General features: G+C 67.0%; 13 protein-coding genes and 1 riboswitch. Of the genes, 9 read left to right on the top strand and 4 right to left on the bottom strand.

What is annotated here, in order from left to right:
* Nucleotides 1-590 precede the first annotated feature (590 nt).
* From IEQ11_RS00765 to IEQ11_RS00755, 3 genes are all read right to left on the bottom strand, one after another.
* Nucleotides 591-2,105: a Tle-like phospholipase domain-containing protein gene (locus IEQ11_RS00765; RefSeq protein WP_191823017.1), complete on the bottom strand. Its 1,515-nt coding sequence runs from the start codon at nucleotides 2,103-2,105 to the stop codon at nucleotides 591-593.
* 1,076 nt (nucleotides 2,106-3,181) lie between these two features.
* On the bottom strand, nucleotides 3,182-3,913 hold the full coding sequence (locus IEQ11_RS00760; RefSeq protein ID WP_191823857.1) for an ankyrin repeat domain-containing protein: 732 nt from the start codon (nucleotides 3,911-3,913) through the stop codon (nucleotides 3,182-3,184).
* 66 nt (nucleotides 3,914-3,979) lie between these two features.
* Entirely contained in the window at nucleotides 3,980-4,960 is a 981-nt protein-coding gene (locus IEQ11_RS00755; protein WP_051547947.1) for a Tle-like phospholipase domain-containing protein, read from the bottom strand.
* 205 nt (nucleotides 4,961-5,165) lie between these two features.
* Here IEQ11_RS00755 and ggt point away from each other — a divergent pair, with 205 nt between their 5' ends.
* From ggt to IEQ11_RS00740, 3 genes are all read left to right on the top strand, one after another.
* The gene (gene ggt / locus IEQ11_RS00750) at nucleotides 5,166-6,914 is read left to right on the top strand and encodes a gamma-glutamyltransferase (protein WP_191823858.1); all 1,749 of its coding nucleotides are present in this window, start codon (nucleotides 5,166-5,168) and stop codon (nucleotides 6,912-6,914) included.
* A 535-nt stretch (nucleotides 6,915-7,449) separates the two neighbouring features.
* Nucleotides 7,450-7,528, top strand: a riboswitch (S-adenosyl-L-homocysteine riboswitch).
* 12 nt (nucleotides 7,529-7,540) lie between these two features.
* Nucleotides 7,541-8,557: an ATP-grasp domain-containing protein gene (locus IEQ11_RS00745; RefSeq protein WP_228465060.1), complete on the top strand. Its 1,017-nt coding sequence runs from the start codon at nucleotides 7,541-7,543 to the stop codon at nucleotides 8,555-8,557.
* 72 nt (nucleotides 8,558-8,629) lie between these two features.
* Nucleotides 8,630-9,025, top strand: a complete 396-nt coding sequence (locus tag IEQ11_RS00740; RefSeq protein WP_191823863.1) for a gamma-glutamylcyclotransferase family protein — start codon at nucleotides 8,630-8,632, stop codon at nucleotides 9,023-9,025.
* A 34-nt stretch (nucleotides 9,026-9,059) separates the two neighbouring features.
* On the opposite strand, the gene IEQ11_RS00735 is transcribed toward IEQ11_RS00740, so the two are convergent.
* Nucleotides 9,060-10,547 (bottom strand): AAA family ATPase, encoded by a 1,488-nt coding sequence (locus tag IEQ11_RS00735; protein ID WP_191823859.1) that lies wholly within the window; start codon nucleotides 10,545-10,547, stop codon nucleotides 9,060-9,062.
* Between the two features lie 317 nt (nucleotides 10,548-10,864).
* Between IEQ11_RS00735 and IEQ11_RS00730 the strand changes: the two genes are divergently transcribed.
* From IEQ11_RS00730 to IEQ11_RS00705, 6 genes are all read left to right on the top strand, one after another.
* Nucleotides 10,865-11,773 carry an AEC family transporter gene (locus IEQ11_RS00730; protein WP_191823860.1) on the top strand — a complete coding sequence of 303 codons (909 nt, stop codon included), beginning with the start codon at nucleotides 10,865-10,867 and terminating at the stop codon, nucleotides 11,771-11,773.
* 55 nt (nucleotides 11,774-11,828) lie between these two features.
* Nucleotides 11,829-12,992: a hypothetical protein gene (locus tag IEQ11_RS00725; RefSeq protein WP_191823861.1), complete on the top strand. Its 1,164-nt coding sequence runs from the start codon at nucleotides 11,829-11,831 to the stop codon at nucleotides 12,990-12,992.
* A gap of 1,126 nt (nucleotides 12,993-14,118) precedes the next feature.
* Nucleotides 14,119-14,748, top strand: coding sequence for a ParA family protein (locus tag IEQ11_RS00720; protein WP_036115858.1), 630 nt, complete (start codon nucleotides 14,119-14,121; stop codon nucleotides 14,746-14,748).
* 111 nt (nucleotides 14,749-14,859) lie between these two features.
* The gene (locus IEQ11_RS00715) at nucleotides 14,860-15,336 is read left to right on the top strand and encodes a SixA phosphatase family protein (RefSeq protein ID WP_036115859.1); all 477 of its coding nucleotides are present in this window, start codon (nucleotides 14,860-14,862) and stop codon (nucleotides 15,334-15,336) included.
* Nucleotides 15,327-16,073: a YceI family protein gene (locus IEQ11_RS00710; protein ID WP_191823907.1), complete on the top strand. Its 747-nt coding sequence runs from the start codon at nucleotides 15,327-15,329 to the stop codon at nucleotides 16,071-16,073. Before IEQ11_RS00715 ends, IEQ11_RS00710 begins: the two co-directional genes overlap by 10 nt.
* Before the next feature lie 12 nt (nucleotides 16,074-16,085).
* Complete coding sequence (locus tag IEQ11_RS00705) at nucleotides 16,086-18,059, top strand: phospholipase D-like domain-containing protein (protein WP_191823906.1); 1,974 nt, start codon at nucleotides 16,086-16,088, stop codon at nucleotides 18,057-18,059.
* Nucleotides 18,060-18,064 lie beyond the last annotated feature (5 nt).

Raw genomic sequence — 18,064 nt, 5'->3', positions numbered from 1 at the left:
TCGTTCGATCCTAGCGCAGCGGCGGGAACGGGGATGCGAACGGTCGCGGCTTTCGGGGTTGAGGCGGCATGGCGGGCGCGAAGGGGTGGCGGACGATCCTGCAATGGGTCGCGGTGAGATGCTGGATTTCCGCGTTCGCGGGGCTGGCGGCCTGGAGAGGTGACAGGCATGCGAGGGACGCTGCGGCATGACGGCAACGCAGCGCGGCAAAGGCTCGCGCGGAAGGTTTCGTCGCGATGGAGCCCCGGATTCCCGCCTTCGCGGGGATGACAGCTTGGAGGGTCGCTCATGCCTTGCAGGATGCAGCCTTCGCGAAAGCGCAGCTATCGCGAGTATCGCGTGCAGCGAATTGGTCCGGATCGGCTTGGCTTGGCTTGGCTTGGGGGCTCAATGCTCCGACAGTCGGGCGACATGTATGCGAAGCAACACGCTTGCATCGCGCGTCCCAAACGAGCGCGATTGAATCGCGCTCATTCAAGCCATGCCACTCGACGCGAGCGCCTCGCTCATCCGGCGCCTTCGACCACAGCGCCATCATGACCAGAATCAAGCGTCGAATCTAAGTCCAGCGCCTACAGCCCCGCGCCGACTCAATCGAACGGATTGAGGAAGCTGCCGACATCCTTGGCCACGTTGACCGCGCCTTCGGTCACGTCGCCGGCGAAGTCCAAGGTGGCTTCGGCGGCGGTGCCCAGCCCGTCGATCGCGGTTTCGGCCAGGTTGCCCAGGTCGTCGGTGCGCGCGCCGAGCCATTCGCCGCTGTTCTCGACCCAACCGGCGACGGTGTCGCTCGCGCCTTCCAGGCCCACGTATTCACCGACGTCGCGGATCAGCCCGCCGGTCAGTTCGCCGGCGCCCTGCAAGGTGTCGCCGGCCAGGTTGAACGCGCCGTCCACGATGTCGCCGGTCAGATTCAGCGCGCCCTCGGTGACGTCGCCGGCAAGCTTGAAGGTGCCGTCGAGATAGCGGCCGTTGGCGTATTCGTTGTTGATCACGCCATCGATATCGCCGCCTAAGTCGTAGCCGACATTGAACGCATCCACGCCGAGATCGACCACTTCCTGCAGACCGTCGCCCAACAGATCCATGCCGGTTTCCGACACGGTCTCGGCGGCATTGTCGAGCAGACCCAGCTCATCGTCTTCGATGCTCGGGGTCGGCGTCGGGGTCTGGGTCTTCATCGCCTCGATCACGGTGTCGGTGCCGTGCGCGGTCGCCGGGTTGGCCCAGCCGCCGGGGTGCGCGAGGTTGAGTTCATAGCCGACCGCGTCGGGCATGCCGTTGATCAGTTCCACGCCCTGCTGCGCGCCGGTCAGCGGATCGCCGTCGACGTTGTAGCGGCGGATCTGGCCGTCCTCGGCCTGCGAACGCGCTTCGTGCGGGGTGAAGCCCAGGTCGCGCAGGGTGTCGTTGCTCAGGCCCGCGGCGTTGAAGGTCACCGCGGTATTGCCGGTGGCGAGCGCGGCGGTCGAAGCCAAGCCGCCGCCGAGCGAGTGGCCGGTGAACACCACGTTGTCGCCGAACGCGGCCTCGGCTTCCTTGGCCAGCGCCACCGCCTGCTTGTACTGGCTGGTGTTGAAGCCCAGGCCCTGGCCGACGTCGTTGGCGATGTCGCCGTCGCCGAGCGGATTGAAGCCGTTGGTGCCGGCGAAGGCGACCACGTACTGGCCGTCGCCGTTGGTGTAGACCGCGGCGCGGAAGCCGCTGCCGTCGACGTCGAGACTCGCCGGGTCGATACCGGCCGGCTTGCCGTCGGGACCCTTGAGGTTGGTCAGCTGATCGGGCGTGAGCCGGGTCCAGCCGGCGGCGCCGGTGTTGGTGGTTTCGTACACGTCGCTGGACAGCTCGGCCAGCGCGGTGTCGATTTCTTTCTGCGGCTGCTGGCCGGCGAGCTGTTCGCTGAAGGGCTGCTCCGGCTTGACCTGCGCCGGCACCGGCACGTGCGGCGAATACGGCAGTTCGACCGGCGCGGCGAGCGTGACCGGCGGCGCGACGACCTGCGGCGGCGGCACCACCGGCTGGGGCTGTGCGTGCAGCAGGTTGTCGATGACGCTGGGCAACTGTGCAAAACGCAGTACGGGGTTGGTGAAATCGCTCCAGCTCATCGGTGCCGTCTCCTGTGCTTGACGGTAGGGTATGGGTGGCGAATGTCTGGAAACAGCTGGTGGGTGCCCGAGCTAGGGTTTGCCCTAGGGGCCGGGATTTGGGATTTGGGTGGCGGATGCCGAGTGCCGAGTGCCGGGTGGCGAGTGCGGGGTGCCGGATTCGGGCGTGGAGACAGCGGCGAGGATAGATAGATCATCGCCCACTTTGTAAAAGGGGGCGCGCGCCTTGCGTTGGCACGAAGCCAGACCAATCCAACGGCGCGGGGGATTCGCTTTTGCCGTCCGCTTTTGCCGTCCGCTTTTGCCATCCGCTTTTGCTGTCCGCTTTTGTTGTCCGCATCCGCAAAGACTTAGCAAGTCGGAAGCCGCGCAGTTCATCCAGCGCTGCGAAGTCGCTGACTCGCGTTAGCAAAAGCACACCCGAAGGGCGGCGCACATGGATGTGCGCCGTGCGCCACCGAGACAGGATGTCTCGTGTGGCGCATGCCCGCGTCTGTTCCGATCTTGCGGGCACTTGATCCATAAAAAAGCATTTTTCTTTGGTTACCTTTCTTTTGTTGCTTTAGACAAAAGAAAGTGACCCGCCGCTTCAGCGGCGGAACGCTTTTGATCCTGCTTGCAGCTTCAAAGCTTCAAAGCTTCAAAGCTTCAAAGCTTCAAAGCTTTAAAGGCTTCAAAGCTTTGAAGCCTTTAAAGCTTTGAAGCTCTAGAGCTTTTGAAGCCAAAGGCAAGATCAACAGCTTTCGTCCGCAAGCGGCCGAGTTACTTTCTTTTGTCAAAAGCGACAAAAGAAAGGTAACCAAAGAAAAACGCTTTTCTTTGAATCAAGGGCCCGCGCGTACGGAGCATTCGCGGGCATGCGCCACACGGGACATCCTGTCCCGGTGGCGCACGGCGCACATCCATGTGCGCCGCCCTTCGGGTGTGCTGTTGTTCTCGCGAGATAGTGGCTTCGCAGCGCTGGATGAACTGCGCGGCTTCAGGCTCAAGGCAAGGCACAGGGAAACAGCGAGGCAGCGGCAGCGGCAGCGGCAGCGGCAGCGGCTACGAGGATGCGCGTAGCGCCGGCAAAACATTCAACGCGCAGCGTCTTCCACCGCAATGTCATGCGCCTTCAACCAGGCCACCACCGCCTCCCGCTCAGCCCGCGCCTGCGGGTTGAGCTTGTCGTCGGGCAACTTGAACAGGAAGGTCTGAAAACTCGCGCCGCGCTGATTGCGCGCGTTCGGATTCGCCCCGGCCTTCAACAAGGCCAGCACCTGCCCCGAGGCGTTGAGCTTGGCCGCCTGATGCAAGGGCGTGTTGCCCATCCGGTCGGCGCGATCGGGGTCGGCGCCGGCGCGCAGCAAGGCATCGAACTGGGCCTGGTAGCGCGGCGCGGCGGCTTCCGACAATGGCGTCTCGCCGGTCTCGGCGTGGGCCGCGTTCGGATCGGCGCGATGGGCCAGCAGGATGTCGAGGTATTGCGGATCGTTGGCGATCGCCGCGCCATGCACGGCGGTGCTGCCGCCCAGACCCGGTCGGGCCGGGTCGGCGCCGTTGTCGAGCAACGCCTGCAGCCCGCGCGGGCTTTGCGCCAGCATCGCGTACTGCAACTGGGTGAGCTCGCGCGCGCCGCGCGCATTTGGGTCCGCGCCCGCGGCGACCAGCGCGCGGACGCGCGCGGCGTCGCCGTCGGCGACGGCCTGCGCCAGTTCGGCGCTGCGCGGATCGGGAAAGGCCTGCTTGGCGTCCATCGCGTCTCCTGAGCACGCCGCGCCGACCAGGGCCAGGCAGATCGTCAACGCGGGAAGCGTGGCGGCGCGCATGCGAGGGGTTTTACCACGGTCGCGATGAGGGCCCGGCGCAGGCAATCAGCACCCGCGCCGATGCCGTCAGTTCCACGGCTGCTGGGTCTGCATCGCCTCGATCAGCGGGCCGATCGCATGCAGTTCGCCCGGACGCGTGGCCTTGTCGGCGACGTACTCGGCGGTGCGGCGGGCCATCTCGATCGGGTTCCAGGTGAAGTCCGGCGCCTGCGGCGGATGCGGGTCGTCGAGGGTGATCTCGTGGCCCGGCGCATCCGGGATGCCGTTCAACAGCGGCACGTCCTCCTGCGCGGCGGTGAGGATTTCGCCGCCGACGTTGTAGCGGCGGATCTGGCCGTTCTGTGCGTCGTCCTTGACCGTGCCCGGGTCCAGCCCCAGCCCGCGCAAGGTGTCGTCGTGGACGCCGGAGGCATTGAAGGTGACCGCGGCGGTGTCGGTCGCCAGCGCCGCGGTCGCGGCCAGGCCGCCGCCGAGCGAATGGCCGGTGATGACCATGTTCTCGCCGAAGGCTTCCTGCGCGTCGCGCGCCAGTTGCACGGCCTGGTCGTACTGCTTGGAATCCCAGCCGATGCCCTGGCGCGCGTTGTTGATCCAGTCCTGCACATCGTTGGAACCGGCGTAGGCGACCACGTACTTGCCGTTGCCGTCGGTGAAGATGCCGGCGCGGAAACCGGTATCGGAATTCTCCAGCGAGGCCGGGTCGATGCCGGCCGCGCTGAGCTGCGCATCGTCGAGGCGGTTCCAGCCGGCGACGCTGGTAGTCGCGGGGTTGTAGACGGCCTCGGCGATCTGCGCCATCTGCAGGTCGATCGCCTGCGCGTCCTGGCCGCGCAGTTGCTGATCGAAGGAAGTCGGATCGGGCGCGGCGTTGGCCGCCGGCCGCTGCTGCGCGTTCACGCCGAGCAATTGCGGGTGATAGCTCGCTTCGAGCGTGTACGGGCCGGCCTCGGGTTGGGCCAAAGCAACCGGTTGCGCCGCGGGCGGCAACGCCTCGGACGGGTTCTGCCAATTCGGCTGAAGCTGGCTCGGCTGCAGTTGCACGCTCATCTGGCCCTACTCCCGGAGTCGTTGGGTCGAACCTACGCGGCCGTACGCAAACGCCACAACTGGGGCGGACCCGAGGCCGGCGCATTCAGTTGCGCGCGTCGCGACCGCGATCGCGCCGGCGAGCGAACCGATCGCGCAACCTCCGGCCCGGGCATGACCGGCCGCCGCTGCGTTATCTTCGGCTGTCACACGGGAGAGAATCGCAATGCCGTCTTCGACCCACGCGCCTCGCCGCGCCCTTCGTCCCTGCCTGCATGCCGTGCTCGCGCTGGCCTGCGCCCTGGCCCTGCCGAGCGCGGCCAACGCGGCCGATCGCATCAGCGGCCAGGCGTTCGCGACCCGCAGCGAGGTGTACGCGCCGCACGCGATCGCCGCGACCTCGCATCCGCTCGCCACCCAGATCGCCCTGGACGTGATGAAGGGCGGCGGCAGCGCGGTCGATGCGGCGATCGCGGCCAACGCCGCGCTCGGATTGATGGAGCCGACCGGCAACGGCGTCGGCGGCGATCTGTTCGCGATCGTGTGGGACCCGAAGACCAAAAAACTCTACGGCTACAACGGCTCGGGCCGTTCGCCCAAATCGCTGACCCTGGCCGAGTTCCAGAAGCGCGGCTTGAAGGAAATCCCGCCGACCGGCCCGTTGCCGGTGACCGTGCCCGGCACGGTCGACGGCTGGTTCGCCTTGCACGAACGCTTCGGCCGCAAACCGATCGCCGACGACCTCGCGCCAGCGATCCGCTACGCGCGCGAAGGCCATCCGGTGCATGAGGTGATCGCGTACTACTGGAACGCCTCGGTGCCCAGGCTGTCGAAGTGGCCCGGCTTCAAGGAGCAATTCACCGTCGACGGCCGCGCGCCGCGGGTCGGCGAGATGTGGAAGAACCCGAACCTCGCCAACACCCTGGAACAGATCGCCAAGGGCGGACGCGATGCGTTCTACAAGGGCGATATCGCCCGCACCATCGATGCCTACTTCAAGGCCAACGGCGGCTACCTGAGCTACGACGACCTGGCCTCGCACCACGGCGAGTGGGTCGAGCCGGTCAGCAGCAACTACCGCGGCTACGACCTGTGGGAATTGCCGCCGAACGGCCAGGGCATTGCCGCGCTGCAGATCCTCAACATCCTGGAAGCCTACGACCTGAAGTCGTACGGTTTCGGCAGCGTCGAGCACGTGCATCTGTTCACCGAGGCCAAGAAGCTCGCCTTCGCCGACCGCGCGCGCTGGTACGCCGATCCGGCGTTCGAAAAATCCTCGCCGGTCGCCAAGCTGATCTCCAAGGACTACGCCAAGCAACGGCGCAAGCTGATCTCGATGGACAAGGCGCTCAAGGAAGTGCAGCCGGCCACGCCCGCGCAGCTCGACCAGGGCGACACGATCTACATGACCGTGGCCGATGCCGACGGCATGATGGTCTCGCTGATCCAGTCCAACTACCGCGGCATGGGCAGCGGCATGGCGGCGCCGGGATTGGGCTTCATCTTCCAGGACCGCGGCGAGCAGTTCGTGCTCAAGGAAGGCCATCCCAACTCGTTCGCGCCGGGCAAGCGGCCGTTCCACACCATCATTCCCGCGTTCGTGACCAAGGCCGGCAAGCCGTGGCTGTCGTTCGGCGTGATGGGCGGCGGCATGCAGCCGCAGGGGCATGCGCAGATCATGATGAACCTGATCGATTTCGGCATGAACCTGCAGGAAGCCGGCGACGCGCCGCGCATCCAGCACGACGGCTCGACCGAACCAGCTGGGCAGGCGCAGGTGATGAGCGATGGCGGCGAACTCGATCTGGAGACCGGGTATCCGTACGAGACCATTCGCGAGCTGATGCGGCGCGGGCACAGCGTGCGCTTCGCGCATGGGCCTTATGGTGGGTATCAGGCGATCATGGTCAATCCGAACGGGGGGTATATCGGGGCGAGTGAGTCGCGTAAGGATGGGCAGGCGGCTGGGTATTGAGGTGAGGTTTGGTCTGATGGCGGCTTAGGTTTGGTTTTGCGGTTGGTTTTGCCTGGATCGTTGTTGTTGCTGTCGTTGTTGTTGTTGCTTTCGCTGTTGTTTTTGCTCGTCATTCCCGCGAAGGCGGGAATCCAGTGCCTTTCGTGCGAGAACGTTTGAAGTCGCTGGATTCCCGCGTTCGCGGGAATGACGGTTTGGAAGGATGGCGCTGAAGTCTCTGGATTCCCGCCTTCGCGGGAATGACGTTCTGATGGGGTCGCGCTGAAGTCTCTGGATGTAGACGGCGTAGAAGCAGTGCTACTACTTCTGCGTCGCGGCTCCCAATACCCGCGCCACACCAACACCAACACCAACACCGAAAAATTCTTGCACCCACCCAAACCCTGGCGCGAAGCTTTCGCAAATTCGTGCCTCACACCCGATTGCCCAGCCAATCGTATTGACAGCCTGCAAGCCCCTGCAGAACACTGCCCACGCATCGCGATGACCACGATGCATTCCAGTTGCGCAGCCGCCCTACCAAGGCCGCGCAGTCCGGACCGAGGGGTGCTGCGACGGGGCCGAAGCTCCGCCACGCTCGATCCGCGATGCCGAAGCAAGGGCGCCCTCCCGATCAAGGAGGCCTCATGCCTGCGTTCCGTTCCGCATCACTCGATTCTCCGACCCATCCGTCGGCCGCCCAGCAAGCCACATCCACCGACGCCGCATCGCCCGATGCCGCGCAGGCCTCGCCGATCCCGCGCTTCGATCCACCTTTGTCGATCGCCCTGGTCACCTCGCAAGTCCATCCCGACATCGATCCCGACGACGAAGGCCTGGTCGTCGCGCTGCGCGCGTACGGCATCGAGCCCAGCGCATGCATGTGGAACGACCCGTCGGTCGACTGGGCCGCGTTCGATGCCCTGCTGGTGCGCAGCACCTGGGATTATTTCCAGCACTACACCGAGTTTCTGCGCTGGTACGCGCACATCGCCGAGCTCGGCGTCGCCATCGTCAATCCGCTGCCGCTGCTGATCTGGAACAGCGACAAGCGCTATCTGCTCGAACTGGCGAAACTCAATGTCCCGATCATCGCCACCACTCACGCGCGCGGCGACGAACTCGAAGCGACGCTGGCGTCGATGAGCGGCGAGGTCGTGGTCAAGCCCAGCGTCAGCGGCGGCGCCTGGCATACCGTGCGCGGCCGCATCGGCAGCGGCGAATTCGATCAGGCCTTGGCCGCATTGCCGCGTGAGCTCGACTATCTGATCCAGCCGTTCATGCCGCAGATCGTCGAGCAGGGCGAGTGGTCGCTGCTGTTCTTCGGCGGCGTCTACAGCCACGCGGTGCTGAAGAAACCCGGCGCCGACGATTACCGCGTGCAGACCTACTTCGGCGGCACCGCCGATTTGACCGAACCCGGTCCGTCGATCCTCGCCGCCGCGCGGCATGCGCTGCAGGCGGTGACGACGCTGGGTTATCGCGATCAGGCCTATGTGCGCGTCGATGGCGTGGTCGACGATGGAGTGTTCCGGGTCATGGAACTGGAATTCATCGAACCGTTCCTGCACTTCGCCGCGCATCCGCCGGCCGCGGGTTTGTTCGCCGCGCAACTGGCGCGACGTTGGCAGGCCCTGCGCGCGCCGGCCACACTGGCCACCTGAGCGCGTCCTCTCGCCCGCGTCGCCGGATCCGGCGGCGCGGCGCGAGCCGCTTCAATTAATCGAGGACACCGAATCACCCCGCAATCCGATCGGCCCGACGTCGATCAAGCCGGCGCCGAAGCCGATCATGGCGAACGCCTGTTTTCCTACGGCACTCTGCAACTGCCGGCGGTGCAGCAATCCACCTTCGGCCGCCTGCTGCACGGCGAAGCCGACGCCCTGGTCGGTTATCGCCGCGGCATGGTCAGGATCGAGGATGCCGACGTGGTCGCGACCAGCGGCGAGGCCTGGCATCCCATCGTCGAAGCCAGCGGCGATGCGCACGACACCGTGGCCGGCACGGTGTTCGCGATCAGCGCCGGGGAACTCGCGCGCGCCGACGCCTACGAGGTCGACGACTACCGACGCGTCGAAGCGGCGCTCGCCTCGGGACGGCGCGCGTGGGTGTACGTGAAGCGCGAGGCCTAGGCACGCGCACTCTTGGGCAGCGCCCGCGCCGCGCTCAGTCCGCCGCCACCGTGCGCGTGCGCGCCCATTCGCGCAGCGATTCGACCTGTTCGGCCATCAACACCGACAGCGGCCGGGTCTGCTTGAGTTCGGCGCGCAACTGGAAATCCGACAACGGCGTGTTGGCGGCGAGCGCGGCATACATCGAAGCGACTATGGCCTGCTCGATCTCGGCGCCGGAAAACCCGTCGCTGGCGCTCGCCAGCGCGTTCAGATCGAAGTGTTCCGGCGTCAGGCCGCGCTTGCGCAGATGGGTCGCGAACAATTCGCCGCGCACCTCCGCCACCGGCAGGTCGACGAAGAATATTTCGTCGAAGCGGCCCTTGCGCAGCAGTTCCGGCGGCAAGGCGTCGATCTGGTTCGCGGTCGCGACCAGGAACAGCCGCGACTTGCGTTCGGCCATCCAGGTCAGCAGATAACCGAGCACGCGCCGCGACACGCCGCCGTCGGCATCGCTGCCGTCGCCGGCCAGGCCTTTCTCGATTTCGTCGATCCACAGCACCGCCGGCGACAACTGCTCGGCCGACGCGAGCGCCGCGCGCAGGTTCTTCTCGGTCTCGCCGTGGAATTTGTCGTACAGGGTGCCGAAATCCAGGCGCACCAGCGGCACCCCGAACCCGGCCGCGACCGCCTTGGCGATCATCGATTTGCCGCAGCCCTGCACGCCGAGCAGCAAAATGCCCTTGGGCGGATCGAGCCCGGGCGGCGCCTGTCCACTGACGAACACCGCGCGCCGCTGTTCGACCCAGCGCTTGAGCCGGCGCGCGCCGGCGACCTCGCTCATGCGCGCGCTGTCGTATTCGTAATGCAGATGGCCGGACCGGTTGAGCAGTTCGAACTTGAGCTTGGCCAGTTCGGGCAGGTCGTCGGCGTTGAGCGCGCCGTCGCGGAAGATCAGATGACGCGCGATGCGGCGCGCATCGACCGGGTCGATGCCGCGCAGGTTGCGCACGATCTGCTGAACCGCTTCGCCGTCGACCTCGACCCGGCGGCCGCCGTTTTCGCGCGCGTAGTTCTCGGCTTCCTCGCGCACCAGTTTCAGCAGCGCGTTGGCGTCGGGCAGGCGCGGGGTGTAGCGCACCGCCAGCGAATCCAGGTCCGGCGGCAGTTCCAGCTTGTGGCCGATCAGGACCAGCACGTGCGGCTCGCAGTCGCGTCGCTGGGCGATCTCGCGCAACTGACGCTGGGTGCTGGCGTAGCTCAGGTAGGGATGGGCGTCGAACAACAGGTAGATGCCGCGCTGGTCGGCGTCGCGGATCGCCTGCAGTGTGGTCGAGATGTCGGGCGCGACGTCGGTGCCTTCCTCGCGGTCCAGATCGACCCGGCGCAGGCCTTCGGTGATCGACCAGCGGTACAGCGCGCGCCACACGTTCATCAGCGCCTGCCGGAACAGTTCGACCACCCGCGATTCGTCGCGGGTCTCGATCACGATCAGCGGGGTATTGGCGCGGATCAGCGCGGTCAGGTCTTGCAGGTCGCTCATGGGGCTGGGTCTTCCTTGGTGTTCACATCATAAGAGGAGTGAGTTCACAGGAGTGAGGAGTGAGATTGGGGTGGCCGCTTGTTCGAAGTCCCCTGCACTCGTTTCTGCATCGCTCACTTTTAGAGGAAACACGGCAAAAGCCGCGCCACCCCGACGATTACGCCCCTACCTACCGGGTTCCCCCCTTTGCAAAAGGGGGGCCAGGGGGGATTCGCTTTTGCCTTGTGCTTTTTCCGCCTACACCCAAAGCCGTCTTGAGCCCGCGCCCGCCAACCGCGACCATCCCCCCTAATCCCCCTCAAGCGATCGCGACCCCCATGGCCTTCGACGCTTTCGCCCTGGTCCTGGCCATGCTGGTCCTGGGCTACCTGTTCCAACGGCTGCGGGTCCTGCCCGACAACGCCGCGCAGACCCTGAATCTGGTGGTGCTGTACGTGTGCCTGCCGGCGGCGGTGTTGCGTTACGCGCCACGCCTGCACCTGGAACCGGCGCTGCTCGGCGTGGCCGCGGTGCCGTGGTTGCTGCTCGGCGCCACCGTGCTGGTGGTCGGCGCGCTGTCGCGCTGGCTGAACTTCCGCCGCGACGAACACGCGGTGCTGCTGCTGACCGTCGCCCTGGGCAACACCAGCTTCCTGGGCTATCCGCTGACCCGCGCGCTGATCGGCGAGCACGCCTTGCCGTATGCGGTGGTCTACGACCAGTTCGGCGCGTTCCTGATCCTGTCGACCTTCGGCCTGTGGGTGCTCGCGCGCTACGGCAGCGACACCCGGCCGAGCGCGCGCGACATGCTGTTGCGGATCGTCAAATTCCCGCCGCTGTGGGCGCTGCTGATCGGCTTCAGCGTGATGCCGGCCGATCCGCCGAGCGCGATCGCCGGCGCGCTGCAACGCCTGTCCGACGCCTTGTTGCCGCTGGCGATGCTGACCATCGGCCTGTCGGTGAAACTGGCGCTGCCGCGCGACGAGCTCAAGCCGCTGGCCTGCGGCCTGGCGCTGAAACTCGCGTTGATGCCTGCGCTGGCCTGGGCGCTGGTGCCGCTGCTGGGCCTGCACGGCGAGATGGCGCGCACCACCGTGCTGGAAGCGGCGATGCCGTCGATGGTCACCGCCGGCGCGCTGGCGATCGCGCATCAACTGGCGCCGCGGCTGGCCGCGGCGATGGTGGGGTATGGGTTGCTGTTGTCGTTGTTGACTTTGCCGTTGTGGGCGCGGGTGGGAGTGGCTTGAACCGCCGAGTATGCTGGCCGTCGAGCAAGGACCGCGACCGGAAAGGCGAGTTCGAATGACCCACAAATCAGGTCTACGCCGGACTGCGCTGATCGCAGGGCTATGCTTGGCCACAAGCCTCGTGGGATGCACGCCGTTTGAACCGGCTGCCACGCCCGAAGAGACCGATTCGGCGCAGCTGTCGTTTCCGCTGTCGCTGCCCGAGGCCGCGCCGCAGTGGAATCGTGCCTACCAACACGCATTGCGTGATCGCCTGAAGACTCTGGCGCAGCGCGACGACGCGACCAGTCAACTCGATATCGTGCGGCTGCAGCCGTTGCTGGACGGCTACTACACCGCCGCACTGCCGACGGATCTGCGTCGCGAAAGGGCGCGCGCGCTGGGCCGCGCTCAAGCGCTGGCCGATCCCGACGACGACACGGCTTTCTGGTACGAGGCGGCGATCTGCGCTCGGGTCGAATCCTTCGCCGAAAACCGATGCGATCCGGACTCGGCGTTGGCCCATCTGCAACGCAGCGATCCGGAGAATGCCGCCGTGTGGCTGATGATGGCCGAGGCGGCCTCCGCGCGAGGCGATCGGGCCGGCGTCGACGCCGCCTTGTCGCAAGCCGCGAAAGCCCGTCGCTACGATATCCGCTACGGCGCGAGCGCGATTCCAACGATGCGCGCGCTCGAACGACTGGACTTGCCGGCCCTGGATGCGCAGGCGCTCACCGTCCTGGATTCCAGCGGACAACTCGCGGACGCAAATTTGAAGGATGCACGCACGGCCCTTGCCGGATGGGCCTTCGTTTTGCCTTCGCCGTTGGTGTTCCAACGTAGTTGCCGCGCCGCCGCGGCGGACACCGCTGCGCAACGCCGGACCGACTGTATCGCCACCGCCACCTTGCTGGCCGACTCGGACACGCTGATCGGCCGGATGTTCGGTCTGGCGTTGATGGCGGAATTGACCGCAAATACGGCCGGCGGCGCGGCGTGGCGCGAGCGTATGCGCATCCTGCATTGGCAGAGCGCGCAGATAAGCGCGCATCCGGCCTTGAGCCGCGATCTAGAACGGGCCTGGCGCGAAGGCGAAGTCGTGACCCTGGTCGCGCGGCTGAAGCACGCAGGCCTGGATCGGCCGCCATCGGACTGGCTACCGGAGAATCCGCGCGCCCGGGCTCTGATTCTCTCCGGCATACCGTTGCCGGACACGGCGACTGGGCAGCCGGAGACCTGACTTCGATCGCACGACGGTGCTGACAATCGTTCGTCGGTTTGGCGGTGCAATGGTGCCGACTACGACGCGCATGGGGTGTCGTTGATCTTGCCGTTGTGGGCGTGGCTGGCGATGGTTCGTTGCCGCGATTGCGGAATGCGGCTGCGCCCAGGTTGCGAGGTCGTCGTGGTCGCGCGGTCGCGGCTTGCGCCGCTCCTACAGGTAGGCCATGCGGTTTTTGCTTTGGCTTAAGCCTCAAGTCTTAGTTCACTTCCAGCGCTGCGACGCTTGGAACTCGCGAGAACAACAGCACACCCGAAGGGCGACGCGCATGGATGCGCGTCGCGCGCCACCGGGACAAGGATGTCCCGTGTGGCGCGTGCCCGCGGAAGCACCGCACGCGCGGGCTCTTGATTCACAAAAAAGCATTTTTCTTTGGTTACCTTTCTTTTGTTGCTTATGACAAAAGAAAGTGACCCGCCGCTTCAGCGGCGGAAGCTTTTGATGTTGCTTCAAGCTTTAAAAGCTTGAGCTTCAATGCCTTTAAGGCAGAAGAAAGATCAAGATCAACAGCTTTCGTCCGCAAGCGGCCGAGTTACTTTCTTTTGTCAAAAGCGACAAAAGAAAGGTAACCAAAGAAAAACGCTTTTCTTTGAATCAAGAGCCCGCGCGATCGATGCAGACGCGGGCATGCGCCACACGGGACATCCTGTCCCGGTGGCGCACGGCGCACATCCATGTGCGCCGCCCTTCGGGTGTGCTGTTGTTCTCGCGAGTTCCAAGCACCGCAGCGCTGGAAGGACTGCGCGGCTTCTGGCCCGAGCCGAACCTGCATGGCCTACCTGTAGGAGCGGCGCGAGCCGCGACCGCGAATTACGGTTACGACGCGGGTTCGAGGTTGTCGTAGTGGCGCGGTCGCGGCTCACGCCGCTCCTACAGGGGCCGCGATGTAACCGCGTCGCTCGCGTGCATCGATGCCGAATGCGGCGCCCGCGTTCGCAAGGCCAGACACCCGACGGGCACGCGGCACACCGAGCATCCCCGCGGGCACCCCGCCGGCCCGGCCCCCGGCCGCCGCCGCCCATCCAGTGATGACCCGGTCCACAGCCCCGGTGTACGCTGCGGCTTCCATCCGGAGGGAGCTCGCATGAAGACCGTGCTGGTGGCCAGTTCCAAGGGGGGCGTCGGCAAGACGACGATCGCCACCCACCTCGCCGCGCAGGCGGCTCTGGAGGGCCTGCGTACGGCCTTGATCGACGCCGATCCGCAAGGCTCCTCGACCCGCTGGGCGCAGCGCCGCTCGGTGCTCGAAAGCGCGGTGCTGGCGCTCGACGGCACCCGCCGCAAGGCCTGGCGCAAGCAGCTGCCCGAGGACACCCAACGGGTGGTGATCGACGCCCCGGCTGGGGCCATGGCCGACGATCTGGAGAGCTTCCTGGAGTTCGCCGACGCCGTGGTCGTGCCGATCCAGCCCTCGACCCTGGACATCGAGGCCACCGTGCCGTTCCTCGACTCCCTGGCCCAGCACCCGCGGGTCCGCCGCGGCCAGCTGCGGGTCGGCCTGATCGGCAACAAGCTCAAGCCGTGGACCAACGCCTCCCAGCAGGCGATCGAGCTGCTGCGCGAATGGCCCTACCCGGTGGTCGCGCAGATCCGCGACAGCCAGGCCTACGTGGTCATGACCGCGCTGGGCAAGAGCCTGTTCGACTACCACTCCCAGCAGATCCGCGAGCATCAGGCGGACTGGCAGCCGTTGCTGAAGTGGCTGAAGAAGTGAAGCCGGGCGTCGGCCCGCCCTTCACATCGCCCCGCTACCCATCCGCCGCCCCGACAGGCATCCTTCGCTTGCGTTCGCGCACCTCCCTTCATCACTCGTAATCGGTCCCCCATGCGCGAATTGATCCTGCTGCGTCACGCCCACGCCGAGCCAGCCGCCAATGGCCAGGCCGACCTCGACCGCCCGCTGTCCGCCGAAGGCCTGGCCGAGGCCGAAGCCGCCGGCCGCTGGCTGGCCGAGAACAAACTGATCCCCGACTGCGTGCTGTGCTCGCCGTCGCGGCGTACCCGCGAAACCCTGGAAGCGGTGCTCGGCGCGATCGGCTATGTCGAACAGCGCATCGAGCCGTCGATCTTCGAGGCCACCCCGGGCACCCTGATCGCCCTGGCCGACACCCACCACGAGGCCGAGCGGCTGATGCTGGTCGGCCACAACCCCGGCCTGGAACGCCTGGCCGCGCTGCTGCACAGCGGCCAGTCGGGCGATTACCGCGGCATGCCGCCGGGCGGCGTCGCCGTGCTCACGGTGCCGGCCGGCGTCAGCCTGGAGCCGGGTTCGGCCCAGCTCAGCGCTTTTTGGTGGCCGTGAGCCCAGCGGCGACGGCGCGGTCGCCCGGGTGGCGGCTGCGCCATCGGGTCGCGGCCGTCGCGACCCTGGCCTGGGCATCGGCCGTCGCAGTCGCCGCGCCGCCGGCCGCCGGCCCGCCGCATGCGCTGGAACAGCGCCCCGGCGAGGCCCGCTCGATCGAGACCTTCGACCCCGAGCACACCCGTTTCAGCTTCGAACTGCGCACCCGCTGGGGCCAGAAGGTCGCCGGCCAGTTTCCGCGCTACGACGGCGAACTCACCGTATTGGCCGACGGCCGCCATCAGGTGCGCATCCGCCTGGCCGCCGGCGCGGTCGTGGTCGGCGATTCCGAGCGCTACACCCGGCTCGCCCGCGGCGAGCGCTTCTTCAACGCGCCGCGCTATCCCTATATCGAATTCCTGTCCGAGCCGCACTCGCCCGACTTGGCCCGCACCGGCGGCCCGCTGCGCGGCCGGCTGACCCTGCACGGGGTGAGCCGGATGGAAACCTTCATCCTGGCCCCGGCGACCTGCGCCAAACCCGGCGAGGACTGCGACGGCATCGCCCACGGCAGCGTCAGCCGCGACGACTACGGGCTCGACGGATGGCAACTCGCGCTCGGGGACCGGGTACGCTTCACCATGCAGGTACGCCTGCAATCCACACAAAGTAAGCTCGCGCCGCCGAAATCCGCGGTTCCCAAGCCCGCGCCGTCGAGGAATCCGGACCCTGTTCCGGCCAAGCCCGCGGAGCGTTAAGGAGTCACCCCGTTGAACCCCGTGTTGCGCGGCCTTGCGGCCCTGCTCGCCCTGACGTTGTCGGCCTGCGCCTCGCTCAGCCCGGCCCAGCGCGACCGCGCCAGCGCGATCGCCGCGGCGGCGCGTTCGCAGCAGATCGATTGCGCGGCCGCCGACGCCTGCGCCCAGGCCTCGCCGCTGCACGCGCTCGGCGGCCAGGCGCTGGCCGCGTCCACGCCCGAGCAGCCGCGGCACTACGCGGTGATCCTCGACCGCGGCCCCGACGCCCTGCTCGCGCGCATCAACCTGATCCGCAGCGCGACCCACAGCCTGGACCTGCAGACCTACATCTTCGACGAGGACGACGCCGGCAAGCTGGTGCTCGACGAACTGCTCGCCGCCGCGCGCCGCGGCGTGCGCGTGCGCCTGCTGCTCGATCAGCTGGCCGCGCTGCGCCATATCGACACCCTGGCCGCGCTGTCGGGCGTGCACGTCAATTTCGAGGTCAAGCTGTACAACCCGGTGCTGCACCGCGCCCGCATCACCTACCCGCGCTACGTGCTGGCCGCGGCCTGCTGCTGGCGCCGGCTCAACCAGCGCATGCACACCAAGCTGCTGCTCGCCGACGGCCAGATCGGCATCTCCGGCGGGCGCAACTACCAGGACGACTATTACGACTGGGACGACGAGTACAACTTCCGCGACCGCGACGTGCTGGTCGCCGGCCCGGTCGCCGACGTCATGGGCACCGACTTCGAAGTGTTCTGGAGCGATCGCCGCAGCGTCCCGGTCGAACGCCTGGCCGACGTCGGCCAGCGCATCATCGACGACGGCGTGCCGGCGCTCCCGCCGATCGAATTCGAGCGCCCGCAGCGCGCCCAGGCCATGCGCGACGCCGCCGCCGACAACGCGCAAATTCAAGAACGCCTGGTCGCGCACGCGATCCAGGTCGGCGCGGTGCGCTACATCTCCGACACGCCCGACAAGCATCGCGAGAACGCCGAGAACAACGCGCTCGCCTCCGATTCGCTACGCAACCTGATCACCCACTCACGCGAAGAGGTGATGCTGCAGACGCCGTACCTGGTGCTGTCGAAATCCGCGCAGCAGTTGTTCCGCGGTTTGCACGACCGCCCCGACCCGCCGCGCGTGATCGTCTCGACCAACAGCCTGGCCGCGACCGACGCCTTCATCGCCTACGCGCTGTCGTACAAGTACAAGCGCCGCTACCTGCGCGAATTCGGCTTCAACATCTACGAGTACAAACCGTTCCCGGCCGATGCGCCGATCGACATCGCCGCCACCGGCGCCTCGTTGCCCGATCTGGGCCTGGAAGGGCTGGTGGAACGCGACGACCGCGCCCATCCGAATTCCGTGCAGGGCGGCGGCCTGGCCGAATCCCGGCGCGGCGACGGACCCGACCGCAACAGCGTGATCTACCGCCAGCGCTACCGCCAGCCGTTGGCGCGCGAGTACGCGGCGATCCGCTACGCGCGCCGGCGCAGCAACGAACCGGTGCCGCTCAAGCGCGCCGGCGTGCGCATCGGCATGCACGCCAAGTCGATGGTGATCGACGAACGCATCGGCGTGATCGGCACCCACAACTTCGACCCGCGCGGCGACCACTACAACACCGAGAGCGCGGTGGTGATCGACGATCCGGTGTTCGCGCGCGCGCTGGCCGACAGCATCCGCCGCGACATCGCGCCGGCCAATTCCTGGGTGATCGCGCGCCGCGACAAGCCGCCGATCTTCTCCGGGCTGGAGTATTCGATCGCGAAGATCTCCGAGCACCTGCCGCTGTTCGACCTGTGGCCGGTGCGTTACGCGACCAGTTACGAATTCGTGCCCGGCCCGGACTGCCCGTCGCCGCTGTACCGCACCGACCCGGGCTTTCGCGCCTGCTACAAACCGGTCGGCGATTTTCCCGAGGTCAACCTCGGGGTCAAGAGTCTGACCACGCGCATATTCACCGCGTTCGGGGCGGGGTTGGCGCCGATTCTTTGAGGGGT

The organism is Lysobacter capsici, from assembly GCF_014779555.2.
GTDB lineage: Bacteria > Pseudomonadota > Gammaproteobacteria > Xanthomonadales > Xanthomonadaceae > Lysobacter > Lysobacter capsici.
This window is presented reverse-complemented; position numbering and strand designations above follow the sequence as displayed.

Bases quoted from the DNA above. Each gene is read 5' to 3' on its own strand.
- IEQ11_RS00765 (WP_191823017.1), bottom strand. From the start codon at position 2,105: ATGAGCTGGAGCGATTTCACCAACCCCGTACTGCGTTTTGCACAGTTG.
- IEQ11_RS00760 (WP_191823857.1), bottom strand. From the start codon at position 3,913: ATGCGCGCCGCCACGCTTCCCGCGTTGACGATCTGCCTGGCCCTGGTC.
- IEQ11_RS00755 (WP_051547947.1), bottom strand. From the start codon at position 4,960: ATGAGCGTGCAACTGCAGCCGAGCCAGCTTCAGCCGAATTGGCAGAAC.
- ggt (WP_191823858.1), top strand. From the start codon at position 5,166: ATGCCGTCTTCGACCCACGCGCCTCGCCGCGCCCTTCGTCCCTGCCTG.
- IEQ11_RS00745 (WP_228465060.1), top strand. From the start codon at position 7,541: ATGCCTGCGTTCCGTTCCGCATCACTCGATTCTCCGACCCATCCGTCG.
- IEQ11_RS00735 (WP_191823859.1), bottom strand. From the start codon at position 10,547: ATGAGCGACCTGCAAGACCTGACCGCGCTGATCCGCGCCAATACCCCG.
- IEQ11_RS00730 (WP_191823860.1), top strand. From the start codon at position 10,865: ATGGCCTTCGACGCTTTCGCCCTGGTCCTGGCCATGCTGGTCCTGGGC.
- IEQ11_RS00725 (WP_191823861.1), top strand. From the start codon at position 11,829: ATGACCCACAAATCAGGTCTACGCCGGACTGCGCTGATCGCAGGGCTA.
- IEQ11_RS00720 (WP_036115858.1), top strand. From the start codon at position 14,119: ATGAAGACCGTGCTGGTGGCCAGTTCCAAGGGGGGCGTCGGCAAGACG.
- IEQ11_RS00715 (WP_036115859.1), top strand. From the start codon at position 14,860: ATGCGCGAATTGATCCTGCTGCGTCACGCCCACGCCGAGCCAGCCGCC.